Origin of the sequence: Azospira sp. I09, assembly GCF_009177135.1 — a bacterium.
GTDB lineage: Bacteria > Pseudomonadota > Gammaproteobacteria > Burkholderiales > Rhodocyclaceae > Azospira > Azospira oryzae.
In genome coordinates, this window is record NZ_AP021844.1 from 3,348,214 (window position 1) to 3,363,628 (window position 15,415).

Annotated in this window: 12 protein-coding genes; all 12 read left to right on the plus strand. The window is 65.8% G+C overall.

What is annotated here, in order from left to right:
* The first annotated feature begins 10 nt into the window (after nucleotides 1-10).
* The 12 genes from AZSP09_RS15775 to AZSP09_RS15830 all read left to right on the plus strand — a co-directional run bounded on the left by AZSP09_RS15775 (nucleotide 11) and on the right by AZSP09_RS15830 (nucleotide 15,413).
* Nucleotides 11-562 (plus strand): DUF2889 domain-containing protein, encoded by a 552-nt coding sequence (locus AZSP09_RS15775; RefSeq protein WP_014236540.1) that lies wholly within the window; start codon nucleotides 11-13, stop codon nucleotides 560-562.
* Between the two features lie 51 nt (nucleotides 563-613).
* Entirely contained in the window at nucleotides 614-1,774 is a 1,161-nt protein-coding gene (sucC, locus tag AZSP09_RS15780) for an ADP-forming succinate--CoA ligase subunit beta (protein ID WP_014236541.1), read from the plus strand.
* Nucleotides 1,775-1,785: 11 nt separating this feature from the next.
* Nucleotides 1,786-2,682, plus strand: coding sequence for a succinate--CoA ligase subunit alpha (sucD, locus tag AZSP09_RS15785; protein ID WP_014236542.1), 897 nt, complete (start codon nucleotides 1,786-1,788; stop codon nucleotides 2,680-2,682).
* A 210-nt stretch (nucleotides 2,683-2,892) separates the two neighbouring features.
* Nucleotides 2,893-3,594, plus strand: a complete 702-nt coding sequence (locus AZSP09_RS15790) for a TerC family protein (protein WP_152090574.1) — start codon at nucleotides 2,893-2,895, stop codon at nucleotides 3,592-3,594.
* A 2-nt stretch (nucleotides 3,595-3,596) separates the two neighbouring features.
* Nucleotides 3,597-4,568, plus strand: a complete 972-nt coding sequence (locus AZSP09_RS15795) for an ornithine cyclodeaminase family protein (protein ID WP_152090575.1) — start codon at nucleotides 3,597-3,599, stop codon at nucleotides 4,566-4,568.
* Between the two features lie 233 nt (nucleotides 4,569-4,801).
* Nucleotides 4,802-7,318, plus strand: coding sequence for a CHASE2 domain-containing serine/threonine-protein kinase (locus AZSP09_RS15800; protein WP_152090576.1), 2,517 nt, complete (start codon nucleotides 4,802-4,804; stop codon nucleotides 7,316-7,318).
* Nucleotides 7,319-7,334: 16 nt separating this feature from the next.
* Nucleotides 7,335-8,162, plus strand: coding sequence for a Stp1/IreP family PP2C-type Ser/Thr phosphatase (locus tag AZSP09_RS15805; RefSeq protein WP_014236546.1), 828 nt, complete (start codon nucleotides 7,335-7,337; stop codon nucleotides 8,160-8,162).
* 22 nt (nucleotides 8,163-8,184) lie between these two features.
* Nucleotides 8,185-8,913, plus strand: a complete 729-nt coding sequence (locus tag AZSP09_RS15810; protein WP_152090577.1) for an FHA domain-containing protein — start codon at nucleotides 8,185-8,187, stop codon at nucleotides 8,911-8,913.
* Nucleotides 8,914-8,956: 43 nt separating this feature from the next.
* Complete coding sequence (locus AZSP09_RS15815; RefSeq protein ID WP_152090578.1) at nucleotides 8,957-11,170, plus strand: CHASE2 domain-containing protein; 2,214 nt, start codon at nucleotides 8,957-8,959, stop codon at nucleotides 11,168-11,170.
* Nucleotides 11,171-11,183: 13 nt separating this feature from the next.
* Nucleotides 11,184-11,957: an MBL fold metallo-hydrolase gene (locus AZSP09_RS15820; protein WP_152090579.1), complete on the plus strand. Its 774-nt coding sequence runs from the start codon at nucleotides 11,184-11,186 to the stop codon at nucleotides 11,955-11,957.
* A gap of 7 nt (nucleotides 11,958-11,964) precedes the next feature.
* A complete protein-coding gene (locus tag AZSP09_RS15825) occupies nucleotides 11,965-13,047 on the plus strand; it encodes a cyclic nucleotide-binding domain-containing protein (RefSeq protein WP_152090580.1) in 1,083 nt (360 codons plus the stop codon).
* Nucleotides 13,047-15,413: a GspE/PulE family protein gene (locus AZSP09_RS15830; protein WP_172974780.1), complete on the plus strand. Its 2,367-nt coding sequence runs from the start codon at nucleotides 13,047-13,049 to the stop codon at nucleotides 15,411-15,413. The genes AZSP09_RS15825 and AZSP09_RS15830 overlap by 1 nt, the downstream gene beginning before the upstream one ends.
* The last annotated feature ends 2 nt before the right edge of the window (nucleotides 15,414-15,415 follow it).

The following is a 15,415-nucleotide window of genomic DNA, read 5'->3' on the forward strand; positions in this document are numbered from 1 at the left end:
CGGCCTCCCCATGCCACTTTCCCCTGCCCCTGTTGCCCGCCAGCGCCTGCACGTCCGCAGCATCCAGTTGTATGGCTTCAAGCGCGAGGATGGTCTGTGGGACGTGGAGGCGCGTCTGACCGACGTCAAGGATCATGATTACCCCCTTTCCTCCGGGCTGCGGCCAGCAGGAGAACCGGTGCACGATATGTGGGTACGGGTCACCATCGATCGGGAATTCAACATTCTCGCGGCGGAGACCCGGACGGACGGCATGCCCTATGTGGGACAATGCGACCGTATCAACGCGGATTACAACAGGCTGGTAGGCTTGAATCTGTTTCACGGCTTCCGCAGGGCGGTCAAGGAGCGTTTTGGCGATGTCAAAGGCTGCTCCCATCTGACCGAGCTGGTCATGGTGCTGCCGACGGCGGCGATCCAGACCTTTGCCAGTGAAATGAAAGACAACGAGGACCATGGTCACAAGCCTTATCAGCTTGACCGCTGCCATGCCCTCGAATCCACTTCGGAAGCGGTCCAGCGCTATTACCCGCGCTGGTACCGTGACCAGAAAATGGGGTAGGGGAGACACTCCTGCCTTTTGCTCGCAACTTCAACCAAGCAAGGAAAGCGCATGAAAATTCATGAATATCAGGGTAAGGAGATCCTGAGAAAGTTCGGCGTGACGACGCCGCGCGGCAAGCCTGCCTTCTCCGTCGACGAAGCTGTCAAGGTCGCCGAGGAACTGGGCGGCAAGGTGTGGGTCGTGAAGGCCCAGATTCACGCTGGTGGCCGCGGCAAGGGCGGTGGCGTGAAGGTTGCCAAGTCCCTGGATGAAGTGCGCCAATACGCCACCCAGATTCTGGGCATGCAACTGGTGACCCACCAGACCGGCCCGGAAGGCCAGAAGGTCCGCCGCCTGCTGATTGAAGAAGGCGCCGACATCAAGAAGGAATACTACCTGGCTGTCCTGACCGACCGCGCTACCCAGAAGGTCGCCGTCATGGCCTCCTCCGAAGGCGGCATGGACATCGAGGAAGTGGCCCATGCCACCCCCGAGAAGATCCTCAAGGAATTCGTTGATCCCCTGGTCGGCATCACCGACCAGCAGACCCTGAACCTGGCCCAGGGCATCGGCGTTCCCGCCGACTCCGTGGCCAAGGCCCAGGCCGAGATCAAGAAGCTGTACCAGTGCTACATGGAAACCGATGCCTCCCTGGCGGAAATCAACCCGCTGATCCTGGAAGGCAACGGCAACATCAAGGCTCTGGACGCCAAGTTCAATTTCGACTCCAACGCCCTCTTCCGTCATCCCGAAATCGTTGAATACCGCGATCTGGATGAAGAAGATGCCGACGAAATCGAAGCCTCCAAGTTCGACCTGGCCTACATCTCCCTGGACGGCAACATCGGCTGTCTGGTGAACGGTGCCGGTCTGGCCATGGCCACCATGGACACCATCAAGCTGTTCGGCGCCGAGCCGGCCAACTTCCTGGACGTGGGCGGCGGTGCCACCACCGAGAAGGTCACCGAAGCCTTCAAGATCATGCTCAAGAACCCCAAGGTCAAGGGCATCCTGGTCAACATCTTCGGCGGCATCATGAAGTGCGACACCATCGCCACCGGCGTGGTGACCGCGGCCAAGGAAGTGAACCTGTCCGTGCCGCTGGTGGTCCGCATGAAGGGCACCAACGAGGACCTGGGCAAGCAGATCCTGAAGGATTCCGGTCTGCCGATCATTTCCGCCGATACCATGGCCGAAGCGGCCCAGAAGATCGTCGACGCGGTCAAGTAAGGAGTTATTGAATGTCCATCCTGATCAACAAAGACACCAAGGTCATCACCCAGGGCATCACCGGCAAGACCGGCCAGTTCCATACGGAAAAGTGCCAGGAATACGCCAACGGCAAGAACTGCTTCGTTGCCGGCGTGAACCCCAAGAAGGCTGGCGAGAAGATCTTCGACATCCCCATCTACGCCACCGTCAAGGAAGCTGCCAAGGACACCGGCGCCACCGTTTCCGTCATCTACGTGCCGCCCGCCGGCGCTGCTGCCGCCATCTGGGAAGCCGTTGAAGCCGACCTGGACCTGGCCATCTGCATCACCGAAGGCATCCCCGTGCGGGACATGCTGGAAGTGCGCAACAAGATGAAGGAAAAGGAAGCCAAGGGCGGCAAGAAGACCCTGCTGCTGGGCCCCAACTGCCCCGGCCTGATCACCCCCGATGAAATCAAGATCGGCATCATGCCCGGTCACATCCACAAGAAGGGTCGCATCGGCGTGGTTTCCCGCTCCGGCACCCTGACCTACGAAGCCGTTGCCCAGCTGACCGAAATCGGTCTGGGCCAGTCTTCCGCCGTGGGTATCGGTGGCGACCCCATCAACGGTCTGAAGCACATCGACGTCATGAAGATGTTCAATGACGATCCGGATACCGACGCCGTCATCATGATTGGCGAAATCGGCGGTCCCGATGAAGCCGAAGCCGCCATGTGGTGCAAGGCCAACATGAAGAAGCCCATCGTCGGCTTCATCGCCGGTGTGACTGCCCCCGCGGGCAAGCGCATGGGCCATGCTGGCGCCCTGATTTCCGGTGGTGCCGACACCGCTGACGCCAAGCTCGCCATCATGGAAGAGTGCGGCTTCACCGTGACCCGCAACCCCTCCGAAATGGGCCGTCTGCTCAAGGGTCTGCTGAAGTAAGCAGCGTCCCCGGCGCAATGCCAAGGCGGGCCTTCTGGCCCGCCTTTTTCTTTTGGGGCGTGCCCTGGGAGGCGGGCGGGGCGCCGCTGCTGGCGATGCCATGACGGAAATGCCCGTCCTTCCTGCCTGAGCGGCCCCATGTCCGGCTAACTGCGCTCCCCTGTCCGGGAAATGCCGGGCCAGGGCCCGGCCACGGTACAATCCGGCCCCATGGAACTCGACCTCACTTCTCCCGTTTTCTGGCTGGCGGTGGCCCAGATCATCGCCATCGACGTGGTGCTCTCCGGCGACAACGCCGTGGTCATCGCCCTGGCCTGTCGCAACCTTTCCCCCGAGCAGCGCAAGAAAGGCATCTTCTGGGGCGTCGCCGGCGCCGTCAGCCTGCGCGTGGTGCTGACCACCTTCGCCGCCCTGGTGATGAACCTGCCCTGGCTCAAGCTGGTGGGCGGCCTGCTGCTGCTGTGGATCGGCATCAAGCTGCTGCTGCCGGAGGACGACGACGGCCACGACATCAATGCCGCCGATCACCTGTGGGGCGCGGTGAAGACCATCATCGTCGCCGACTTCGTCATGAGCCTGGACAACGTCATCGGCGTTGCCGGCGCCTCCCACGGCAGCCTGTTTCTGCTGCTCTTCGGCCTGGCCGTGAGCATTCCCCTGATCGTCTGGTCCAGCCAGCTGATCCTCAAGCTGATGGAGCGCTGGCCGGTGGTGGTGACCCTGGGCGCCGCCCTGCTCGGCTTCGTCGCCGGCGAAATGATCGCCGCCGATCCCGGTCTGGCCCCCTGGCTGACCGGCACTCCGGCCTGGCTGCCCAAGGCCGTCGGCCTCCTCGCCGCCGTGCTGGTGGTGCTGGCCGGCAAGGTGCTGCAGGCCCGGCGCCCGACCCCCGTCGATATTACCGTGGAGTAAGAATGGCCCTGTATCTGAGCGAAGCCGACGTCCAGTCGGTGCTGACCATGCCCATGGCCCTGGAGGCCGTGGAAATCGCCCACCGCGAACTGTCCCGGGAGGGCGCCCTGGTCGCCCAGGATACGCCTCGGGCCCGCACCCGCCTGCCCCAGACGGCCCTGCACCTGCTGCACGGCGGCCTGCCCGGGCTGGGCATCCTGGGCTACAAGGCCTACACCAGCAACCGCAGCGGCAACCGCTTCAACGTCTTTCTCTTCGACGCCGCCAGCGGCGTGCTGCAGGCCGTGGTGGCAGCCGATTACCTGGGCATGATGCGCACCGGCGCCGCCTCGGGCATCGCCGCCAAATGGCTGGCGCGGCCCGATTCCGAAGTGGCCGGCGTCTTCGGCAGCGGCTGGCAGGCCCGGGGCCATGTTGAAGCCATCTGCACCGCCCTGCCGCTGCGCCGGGTCAAGGTTTATGGCCGCAAGCGGGACAAGCTGGAAGCCTTCTGCGCCGAGATGGGCCAGCGCCTGCCCGGGGTCGAGATCGTCCCCGCCGCCGATGCGGAAGCGACGGTGCGCGGCTCCGATGTGATCGGCACCATCACCACGGCCGCCGCCCCCCTGTTCGACGCCGACTGGCTGGTGCCGGGCGTGCACATCAATGCCGCTGGTTCCAATGCCCTGATCCGCCAGGAACTGTCCGAAGCCGCCGTGCGCCGTTGCGACCTGGTGGCGGTGGATACGGTGGATACGGCCCTGAAGGAGGCCGGCGACCTGGTGCCCCTGCTGGAGAAGGGCCGCCTTTCCGCCCGCCAGCTGGTGGAACTGGGGGACGTCATCGTCGGCCGCCGTGCCGGGCGCAGTTCGCCCGAGCAGATCACCCTGTTCGAATCCCAGGGATTGGCGGTGCAGGATCTGGTGCTGGCCTCCCTGGTGCTGGCCCAGGCCCGGGCCCGGGGGCTGGGCCTGGAACTGCCGTTCGGCGGCTGAAAACGCTCGTTTGTTTCTCGCCCGCCGGGGAGCGTGAATTATGGCGCGTCCGGCGCCGGCTTTCTCGGCGAGAATCCCATTTGACTGAGTTAAGGCGGCACTGTAAGAATGCAGAATACGCCGCTGAATAATAGGGTTGCGGCACGAGGGAGTCGGAGGGAGCCAGCATTGGGCCGTTCCGGCAGGCCATAGAAGAAGACAACTAATCAATTTGGCATTGGAGGCCCTGCGCCATGCGCAAAGCCGGATTCTGGAAGACCGACTGGTTCCTCGGCCTGGCCCTGTCCCTGGCCATGCTGGCCGCCGCCAATGGGGAGTTGATCCAGAGCCTGGAGCGCAAGGCCTACGACATGGGCGTGGCCGCCTCCAGCCGGACCTCGTCCGAGCGGGTGGCGGTGATCGCCATCGACGACCAGAGCATCGCCAACATCGGCCGCTGGCCCTGGTCCCGGGACGTCCATGCCCGCCTCACCGACCTCCTGGTGGGGGCCAAGGCCAAGGTCATCGGCAATACGGTGCTGTTCTCCGAGCCCCAGATCGATCCGGGCTACGCCTACATCACCCGGCTGCTGGAACTCTCCCGCCAGGGCGCCATGCCGGCGGAGGCCGCCGGCATCCTGCAGGAAGCCGAGGCCGCCCTCAACACGGACCGCCGCCTGGCCCAGAGCTACGGCGCCACCGACACGGTGCTGCTGCCCATGCTGTTCCAGCTGGGCGATCCCCTGGGGCGGCCGGACCAGCCCCTGCCGGAGTTCGTCAGCCGCAACCAGCTGACCCGGGTCAATGCCGGCAGCGGCTTTGCCCTGCCCACCAACGCGGTGCAGCTGCCGGTGCCGGGCATCGGCGAGAAGGCCGCCGCCATCGGCCATCTCAACGCCTCCGTGGACGTGGACGGCGGCATCCGCAGCGAACCCCTGGTGCTCAGCTACTACGACCAGTTCTATCCCTCCCTGTCCCTGCTGATCGCCGCCCGCAGCCTCAATCTCGGGCCCGCCGACATCCAGGCGACCCTGGGGGAGTCGGTGCGCCTGGGCAAGCTGCGCATCCCGACAGACCCGGCCAGCCGCATGCTGACCTTCTTCTACAAGGACCGGGAGGGCAAGCCCGCCTTTGCGGTGGATTCCTTCTACGACGTGCTGTCCGGCAAGATTCCCGCCGCCAAGTACCAGGACAAGATCGTCCTCATCGGCGCCACCGCCGCCGGGGTCGGCGCCAGCCAGGTGACGCCCGTATCCCCGGCCATGGCACCGGTGCTGACCCTGGCCCACTCCGTCTCCAGCATCCTGCAGGAACACTTCTTCGTCATCCCGGCCTGGGGCCTGGGGGCCGAGCTGGCCGCCTACCTGCTGGTGGCCCTGTACCTGATCCTGTTGCTGCCCCGGCTTTCAGCCGGCGTCGGCGCCGGCCTCACCGCCCTGCTGCTGGCGGCCCTGCTTGGCCTGCATTTCGGCCTGATGCTGGGGGCCGGCCTGTGGCTGCAGCTGATGGGCGCCGCCACCCTGCTGCTGCTGGGCCATCTCCTGCTCACTACCAAGCGCTTCCTGGTGACGGAACGGGGCAAGGAGAAATCCGACCAGGAATCGGCCGAGTCCAACCGCATGCTGGGCCTGGCCTTCCAGGGCCAGGGCCAGCTCGACATGGCTTTCGACAAGCTGCGCAAGTGCCCCCTGGACGACCAGTTGATGGAGAACCTCTACAACCTGGCCCTGGACTTCGAACGCAAGCGCCAGTTCAACAAGGCCGAGGCCGTGTTCCGCTACATGTCCGGCTACAACCCCAAGTTCCGGGACCTGGAAATGCGCCTGTCCCGGGCCAAGGCCATGTCGGAAACCATCATGCTCGGCGGCGCCGGCGCCCGCAGCAGCGGGGGCACCCAGATACTCACCGGCGGCGAGGTGGAAAAGCCCATGCTGGGCCGCTACCAGGTGGAAAAGGAGCTGGGCAAGGGCGCCATGGGCGTGGTCTACCAGGGGCGCGACCCCAAGATCAACCGGGTGGTGGCCATCAAGACCATGGCCCTGGCCCAGGAGTTCGAGGAAGACGAGCTGGCCGACGTCAAGGAGCGCTTCTTCCGCGAGGCGGAAACCGCCGGCCGCCTCAACCATCCCAACATTGTCACCATTTTCGATGCCGGCGAAGAGCACGACCTGGCCTATATCGCCATGGAGTTCCTCAAGGGCAAGGACCTGGTGCCCTTCACCAAGGCCGACCACCTGCTGCCGCCCGAGCGGGTGGCCGACATCGTCGCCCGGGTGGCTGAGGCCCTGGACTACGCCCACCGCAACAACGTGGTGCACCGGGACATCAAGCCGGCCAACATCATGTACGAGCCCGAGTCGGATCAGGTCAAGGTGACCGACTTCGGCATTGCCCGCATCACCGATTCGTCCCGCACCCGTACCGGCATGGTTCTCGGCACCCCGTCCTACATGTCGCCGGAGCAGCTGGCGGGGAAGAAGATCGACGGCCGCTCCGACCTGTTTTCCCTGGGCGTGACCCTGTACCAGTTGTGCTGCGGCCAGCTGCCGTTCCATGGCGAATCCATGGCCCAGCTGATGTTCAAGATCGCCAACGAGGCCAGCCCCGACGTGCGCCTGGCCAATCCGGCCGTGCCCGCGGCCCTGGCGGAAATCATCAACAAGGCCCTGGTCAAGGACGCGGAGCAGCGTTACCAGACCGGGGCGGAAATGGCGCGCGACCTGCGTGGGGCCTGCGCCCCCGGCGCCGGCGGCGTGGACGTGACGCTCTGAGGGGGAGGAAAACTGCGTGCATAAGAGTCTGAGCGAGGCCCTGGAAATCGCCGTCAAGACCGATCCGGGCATGGTTCGGGGCCACAACGAGGATGCGGTCTTCGCCAATCCCCACCTGGGCCTGGCCATCCTGGCCGACGGCATGGGCGGCTACAACGCCGGCGAGGTGGCCAGCGGCATGGCCACCACCCTGCTCTCGGGCGAGATCGAGGAAGGCCTGATCCTGAAAGGCGCCTGGGAGGTGGAGCCCGACGGCGAGCCCTACGCCAACGCCCTGCTGCGGGAGCGTATCGCCACCGCCAATTCGGCCATCTACCACGCCGCCCAGAGCCAGCCCCAGTACGCGGGCATGGGCACGACCCTGGTGCTGGCCCTGTTCGCCGACAACGTGGTGACCGTTGCCCACATCGGCGACTCCCGCCTCTACCGCCTGCGCGGCGAGGAATTCGTGCGGGTCACCCGGGACCATTCCCTGCTGCAGGAGCAGCTCGACAGCGGCATGCTGACGCCGGAACAGGCCCGGCTGTCCATGAACAAGAACCTGGTGACCCGAGCCCTCGGTGTGGACCCGGAGGTGGAGCCGGAGATCCGCTCCTACCCGGTGCTGCCGGGCGACATCTTCCTGCTCTGTTCCGACGGTCTCAACGACATGGTGGAGGACGAGGAAATCGGCCTCACCCTGCAGACCCTTTCCGCCAACCTGGAGCTGGCCGCCACCCAGCTGATCCAGATGGCCAACGACAACGGCGGCCGCGACAACGTGTCCGTGATCCTGGTCAAGGTCCTGCGCGACTTCGCCGCCCCCCGCGGCTGGTGGTCCCGTTTCCTGGCCTGGTTGAAATGATTTTTCGCTAAGGAATTGCACTATGGCAAAGCTGATTCTCTCCATGGACGGACTGGTCCTGAAGGAAATCCCGCTCACCAAGGAGCGGATGACCATCGGCCGCAAGCCCCACAACGATATCCAGATCGACAATCTGGCCATCAGCGGGGAACACGCGGCCCTGGTGACCATCCTCAACGATTCCTTTCTCGAGGACCTGAACAGCACCAACGGCACCCTGGTGAACGGCCAGCCCATCAAGAAGCACTTCCTGCAGAACGGCGACGTGGTGGAACTGGGCAAGTACAAGCTCAAGTTCATCAGCGACCTGCCCGCCGCCCGTGAGGGGGAGACCGACTTCGAGAAGACCATGGTGCTGCGCCCCGGCAGCATCCAGCCCCAGGAGGCGCCCGCCGCCTCTGCCGTGGGCGAGACCACCCACGCCAATTTCGGCGACGTGCGCATTCCGTCGCCGCCGCCGGCTGCCCCTGCCGCCGCCGCGGCGCCCCTGCTGGGGGTGGTGCAGATCCTCAACGGCGCCAATGCGGGCAAGGAACTGGAACTGGTGAAGACCCTCACCACCCTGGGCAAGCCCGGCGTGCAGGTGGCCGTTATCACCCGGCGGCCCCATGGTTATTTCATCACCCATGTGGAAGGCGGCCAGTTCCCGGTGGTCAACGGCAAGACCCTGGACGCCCAGGCCCATCCCCTGGCGGACCACGATGTGGTCGAGATCGCCGGGGTGAAGATGGAATTCTTCCTGAAGAACTGAGGGGCGCGGACGCAGCGGCGCCGCACGGCCAGCCGGGGGCACATTGAAAAAGAACCTTGTCAGAATCGCCCTCGGCCTGGCGCTGGTGCTGCTCACCCTGGGGCATTCCATCCGCCTCTACCAGCATCCCCTGCTGTCCCACCTGGATGCCATCACCTACGACGCCCGCCTGCGCCTGACCCAGCCCGGCGGCCAGGACAGCCGGGTGGTGGTGGTCGATATCGACGAGAAGAGCCTGGCCGAAGTGGGGCGCTGGCCCTGGAGCCGGGACAAGGTGAGCCGGCTGGTGCGGCAGCTGACGGACCACTACGGCGTGCAGCTGGTCGGCTTCGACGTGGTCTTTGCCGAACCGGATGAAAGCTCCGGCCTGCGGGTCCTGGAGCGCATGGGCGCCACCAGCCTGAAGGGCGACGCAGCTTTCCTTGCCTCCCTCTCCTCCCTGCGCGGCAGCCTGGATTACGACGGCCAGTTCGCCGCCACCCTCAAGGGGCGGCCGGTGGTGCTGGGCTTCTACATGTCCAACGGCATTCCCCAGGGGGCGCTGCCGCCGGCGGTGCTGCCGGCCGGCACCTTCCAGGGGCGCAACATCCTGTTCACCTCCTGGCGCGGCTACGGCGGCAACCTGCCGGCCTTCCAGGCGGCGGCCCCGGCCGGCGGCCACTTCAATCCCCTGGTGGATTTCGACGGCATTTCCCGCCGGGTACCCATGCTGGTGGAGCACGGCGGCCAGTACTACGAATCCCTCTCCCTGGCCATGGTGCGCCTGCTGCTGGGCAATGTGCCGGTGCGGCCGGGCTACGCCGAAGGGGGCGGCGGTTCCGGCCATGCCGGCCTGGAATGGCTGGACCTGCCGACCCCCCGGGGGGCGCTGCGCATTCCCGTGGACGAGAACGTGGCCACTCTGGTGCCCTACCGGGGCAGCCAGGGCAGCTTCGTCTACCTGTCGGCGGCGGACGTGCTGCAGGGGCGGGTGGCGCCGGCCAGCCTGCAGGGGAAGGTGGTGCTGGTGGGCACCACCGCGCCCGGCCTCATGGATTTGCGGGCGACCCCGGTGGGCGAGGCCTATCCGGGGGTGGAAATCCACGCCAACCTGATTGCCGGCATGCTCGACGGCAGCCTCAAGCACAAGCCGCCCTACGCCCTGGGTTTCGACGTGGTCCAGGTGCTGCTGGTGGGCCTGCTGCTGTCCCTGCTGCTGCCGTCCCTGTCGCCATCCCGGGCCACCCTGCTCACCGGGGCGGTGCTGGCCGGGGTGGTGGGGCTCAACCTCGCTTTGTGGCAGTCCGGCCTGGCCCTGCCGGTGGCCGGCGTACTGCTCCTGATCCTGGCCCTCTACGCCATGAACATGTCCTGGGGCTACTTCGTCGAATCCCACAGCAAGCGCCAGCTGACCCAACTCTTCGGGCAGTACGTGCCGCCGGAGCTGGTGGACGAAATGGCCCGGGACCCGGAGCGCTACAGCATGGAAGGCCGCAACGCCGAGCTGACCGTGCTGTTCTCCGACATCCGCGGCTTCACCAGCATCTCGGAAGGCCTGGACCCCAAGGACCTGGCCCATCTGATCAACGAATACCTGGGCGCCATGACCACGGTGATCCGGCACCACCGGGGCACCCTGGACAAATACATCGGCGATGCCATCATGGCCTTCTGGGGGGCGCCGGTGGCCGACCCCGACCATGCCCGTCACGCCCTGCTGGCGGCTCTGGAGATGCAGGTGGAGCTGCGCCGTCTCGACGCCCCCTTCGCCGCCCGGGGCTGGCCGACCCTGCAGATCGGCATCGGCATCAGTACCGGCCTCATGACCGTCGGCGACATGGGCTCGCCCCTGCGCCAGGCATACACGGTGATGGGCGATGCGGTGAACCTGGGCTCCCGCCTGGAGGGCCTGACCAAGCAGTACGGCGTCGGCATCATTGTCGGCGAGGCCACTCGGGCGGCGGTGCGGGACGGCGTCTTCCGCGAGCTTGACCGGGTCCGGGTGAAGGGCAAGGATGAGCCGGTGGCCATTTACGAACCCCTGGGCCTGGCGGGCAGCGTGCCCCAGGCCGTGCTGGATGAACTGAAACTGTGGCAGCAGGCCCTGCGCTGTTATCGTGCCCAGGAATGGGACCAGGCCGAGCTGCAGCTGATGAACCTGGTGCGCCTCAACGGTGACTGCCGGCTCTATCAGCTTTACGGCGAGCGCGTTGCCCATCTGCGGCAGCAAGCTCCGGGCGACGGCTGGGACGGCGTCACCACTTTCGAAACCAAGTAGCGGCCGGAAAATCATGAAAATCAGGATTCTCGGTTGTAGCGGCGGCATCGGCGGCCGGCATTTGCGGACCACCTCTATGCTGGTGGATCACGATGTGCTGGTGGATGCGGGAACCGGCGTGGCGGACCTGTCCCTGGCGGAACTGGGGGCGATCGACCACATCTTCCTCACCCATTCCCATCTCGACCACATCGCCTCCCTGCCCCTGCTGATCGACACCGTCATGGACATGCGCATCGGCCGGCCGGTGACGGTGCACGCCAGCGAGGCCACCCTTGCCATCCTGCGCCAGCATGTCTTCAACTGGCTGGTATGGCCCGACTTCAGCGAAATCCCGAGCCGGGAAGCCCCCTGTCTGCAGTTCCAGGCCATGGAGCTGGGGCAGCGGGTCGACCTGGGTTGTGGCCGCAGCATCACCGCCCTGCCGGCGGAACACACGGTGCCGGCCGTAGGCTATCTGCTGGATTCGGGCAGCAACAGCCTGGCCTTCAGCGGCGACACCACTAGCAACGACAGCTTCTGGCCCCGGGTGAACGAGGTTGCCAACCTGCGCTACCTCATCATCGAGACGGCCTTCTCCAACAAGGAGCGGGCCCTGGCCATCGCCTCCAAGCACCTCTGTCCAAGCCTGCTGGCGGAGGAACTGGCCAAGCTGGTGCGACCGGCCGAGGTTTTCATCACCCACCTGAAGCCCGGCCAGATCGAGCAGACCATGCAGGAGATCGAGGAAGGCGTGGCCGGCTTCAAGCCCCGCATGCTGCAGAACAACCAGGTCTTCGAACTGTGAGCGCGTCATGGCCAAGGTGAGCGTGGAAGCCCTGGCGCGCCTTTCGCCCCTGGGCAATCTGTCGGGAGAGCGGTTGGCCGAGCTGGCCGCCTACTGCCGCCTGGAAAGCCTGGCCCCGGGCCAGGCGCTGCCGCGCCAGCGCCTGGAGGCCGGGCTTTCCCTCTACCTGCTGCAGGGCGAACTGCGGCTGTCGTTTGCCGACGGCAGCGGCGCCGTGCTGCAGGCCGGCAGCGAGGCGGCTGCCTGGCCCCTGGGCCTGCAGGAGCCCCGGCCCCAGACGCTGGTGGCGGTGGGGAACGTTGAACTGCTGGGCGTTGATGGGCAGTTGCTGGACATCCTGCTTACCTGGGAACAACTGGCGGCCAACGCCGGCGTGCAGAAAGCCCCGGCCGTCGCCCCTGCCGCCCCGGAGGAGACCACCGACTGGCGGCAGATGTCCGGCGCCTTCAATGTCCAGGTGCTCACCGCCAGCGCCCTGGGCCAGCTGCCGCCGGCCCACATCGATGTCCTGCTGCAACGCTTCCGCCGCCTGCGGGTGCCGGCCGGCGAAGTGGTGATCCGGGAAGGGGACGTGGGCGATGCCTACTACCTGATCGAGTCCGGCAGCTGCGAGGTGACCCGCCGTCTCGGCAACAAGGAGGTCGTCCTGGCCCAATTGGGGGCCGGCCAGGCTTTCGGCGAGGAGGCCCTGGTGGCCAATGCCCGGCGCAACGCCAGCGTCACCATGAAGAGCAAGGGCGTCCTGCTGAAGCTGGGCAAGGAGGATTTCGATGCCCTGCTGCGGGCGCCCCTGCTCAAGGGCTTGTCCCGCGACGAGGCCCAGGATCGGGTGGCCCGGGGGGCCGTCTGGGTGGATGTGCGTTATCCGGCGGAGTTCCGCTTCGACGGCCTGCCCGGGGCCATCAACCTGCCGGTGAACGAGGTGCGCGGCGCCTTCGGCAGCCTCGATCCGAACCGGGAATACGTGGTCTATTGTCAAAGCGGACGCCGCAGCTCGGCCGTCGCCTTTCTCCTGACGCAGCAGGGCTATCAGGCCTGGTGGCTGGAAGGCGGGCTCTGGGGCCCCCTGGCCGAAACGAAGGAACAATAATGAACGCAGCACATCCCACCCCCGACAGCAGCGCCCAGGGCGACGTCAATAGCCGCCTGCTCTTTTTCAAGAACCTGCAGGCGGTCACCAACAAGATCCACGCCACCAGCAATATTGACGAGATCATGCTGGAGCTGTCCCAGGACATCTGCAATCTCTTCAATGCGGACCGGCTGACCATCTACACCGTCAGCGAAGACCGCAGCAGCATCGTCTCCAAGGTGAAGACCGGCCTCAATTCCTTCAAGGACCTGAAGCTGCCCATCACCGAGCAGAGCGTGGCCGGCTATGTGGCCATGACCCAGAAAATGGCCAATATCCGGGACGTCTACGACGACGTGGAGCTGAAGGCCTATTCCCCCAAGATGAACTTCCTGCAGGAGGTGGACAAGCGCACCGGCTATCGCACCAAGCAGATGCTGGTGGCGCCCATCAGCGATGGGGAGGGGGCTTTGCTGGGGGTGGTGCAGATCATCAACAACCGGGACGATGTGCCCTTTGCCGCCGTGGCGGAGGAGGGCGTCCAGGGCCTGGCCCAGACCCTGGCCATCGCCTTCACCCAGCGCCAGAAGGCGGTGCCGGGGGTGCGCTCCAAGTACGACGGCCTGGTCAGCGATGCCGTCATCTCCGCCGCCGAACTGGACCTGGCCCAGCGCTCGGCCCGGCGCAAGGGGCTCGATCTGGAGGAGGTCCTGGTCAAGGAATTCCAGGTCAAGCCGGCGGCCATCGGCCAGGCCCTGGCCAAGTACTTCGGCGACCCCTACGAGCCCTACCGCAGCGAGCGGGTCAAGCCCATTGACCTGCTGCGCAACCTCAAGCGCGACTATCTCGAGTCCCAGCAATGGGTGCCGGTGGAGGAAACCCGGGAAGGCGTGGTGGTGGTGGCGACGGACCCGGAGCGGGTGCGCAACTCCCGGGTGGTGAACAACATCTTCCCCAAGAGCAAGGTGGTCTACCGGGTCACCACCAACCGGGAATTCCTCCAGGTGCTGGACCATTTCTTCGGTGCCCTGGCGGACGTGGCCTCGGTGGGCGACCTGCTCTCCGACCTGGGGGACGGCGACGACGAGGCAGGCGACGTTGTCGGCGACGACGTTTCTGCCGCCGCCGAGAACGAGCTGGTCAAGCTGGTGAACAAGATCATCATCGAGGCTTACCAGCAGGGGGCTTCCGACATCCACATCGAACCCCGGCCGGGAAAGGAAAAGACCCTGATCCGCTTCCGCAAGGACGGCTCCCTGGTGCCCTACATCGAGATTCCCGCCTCCTACCGCAATGCCCTCATCGCCCGCCTGAAAATCATGTGCGATCTGGATATCTCGGAGAAGCGCAAGCCCCAGGACGGCAAGATCAAGTTCAAGAAATACGGCCCCCTGGACATCGAGCTGCGGGTGGCCACCATCCCCACCGCCGGCGGCATGGAAGACGTGGTGATGCGCATCCTGGCCGCCGGCGAGCCCATTCCCCTGGACAGCCTGGGCCTGACGCCCCACAACCACGAAACCCTGAAGAGCATCATCAGCAAGCCCTACGGCCTCTTCTTCGTCTGCGGCCCCACCGGCTCGGGCAAGACCACCACCCTGCATTCCATCCTGGGCCACATCAATACGCCGGACACCAAGATCTGGACTGCGGAAGACCCGGTGGAAATCACCCAGAAGGGCCTGCGCCAGGTGCAGATCAACAAGAAGGCCGGCCTGGATTTCGCCACGGTCATGCGCTCCTTCCTGCGGGCCGATCCGGATGTGATCATGGTGGGCGAAATGCGGGATGCGGAAACCACCGGCATCGGCATCGAGGCCTCCCTCACCGGCCACCTGGTGTTCGCCACCCTGCATACCAACAGCGCCCCCGAATCGGTGATCCGCCTGCTGGACATGGGCATGGACCCCTTCAATTTCGCCGACGCCCTGCTCGGCATCCTGGCCCAGCGCCTGGCCAAGCGCCTGTGCAAGGAGTGCAAGGAGGCCTACCAGCCCTCGCCGGAGGACATGAAGCGGCTGCTGACCGAGTACTGCGAGGAGCTGACCAACACCGACAGCTGGAAGAAGGACCCCAAGGGCTCCTACGAAGCCGTCTACCGGGACTGGAACAGCCGCTACGCCAAGGATGGCCAGTTCACCCTGTATCGCCCCAAGGGCTGCCTCGCCTGCAACGACACCGGTTACAAGGGCCGGGTCGGCCTGCACGAGCTGATGGCCGGGACCGACGGCGTCAAGAAACTGATCCAGGAACATGCCCGGGTGGCCGAGCTGGTGGCCTGCGCCCTCAACGACGGCATGCGCACCCTGAAGATGGACGGCATCGACAAGGTGCTGCAGGGCATTACCGACATGAAGCAGGTACACGCGGTCTGCATCAAATAGGA

What these genes read in the sequence shown, in the direction of transcription:
- AZSP09_RS15775 (WP_014236540.1), top strand. Translation starts at nt 11, where the DNA reads ATGCCACTTTCCCCTGCCCCTGTTGCCCGCCAGCGCCTGCACGTCCGC.
- sucC (WP_014236541.1), top strand. Translation starts at nt 614, where the DNA reads ATGAAAATTCATGAATATCAGGGTAAGGAGATCCTGAGAAAGTTCGGC.
- sucD (WP_014236542.1), top strand. Translation starts at nt 1,786, where the DNA reads ATGTCCATCCTGATCAACAAAGACACCAAGGTCATCACCCAGGGCATC.
- AZSP09_RS15790 (WP_152090574.1), top strand. Translation starts at nt 2,893, where the DNA reads ATGGAACTCGACCTCACTTCTCCCGTTTTCTGGCTGGCGGTGGCCCAG.
- AZSP09_RS15795 (WP_152090575.1), top strand. Translation starts at nt 3,597, where the DNA reads ATGGCCCTGTATCTGAGCGAAGCCGACGTCCAGTCGGTGCTGACCATG.
- AZSP09_RS15800 (WP_152090576.1), top strand. Translation starts at nt 4,802, where the DNA reads ATGCGCAAAGCCGGATTCTGGAAGACCGACTGGTTCCTCGGCCTGGCC.
- AZSP09_RS15810 (WP_152090577.1), top strand. Translation starts at nt 8,185, where the DNA reads ATGGCAAAGCTGATTCTCTCCATGGACGGACTGGTCCTGAAGGAAATC.
- AZSP09_RS15820 (WP_152090579.1), top strand. Translation starts at nt 11,184, where the DNA reads ATGAAAATCAGGATTCTCGGTTGTAGCGGCGGCATCGGCGGCCGGCAT.
- AZSP09_RS15825 (WP_152090580.1), top strand. Translation starts at nt 11,965, where the DNA reads ATGGCCAAGGTGAGCGTGGAAGCCCTGGCGCGCCTTTCGCCCCTGGGC.
- AZSP09_RS15830 (WP_172974780.1), top strand. Translation starts at nt 13,047, where the DNA reads ATGAACGCAGCACATCCCACCCCCGACAGCAGCGCCCAGGGCGACGTC.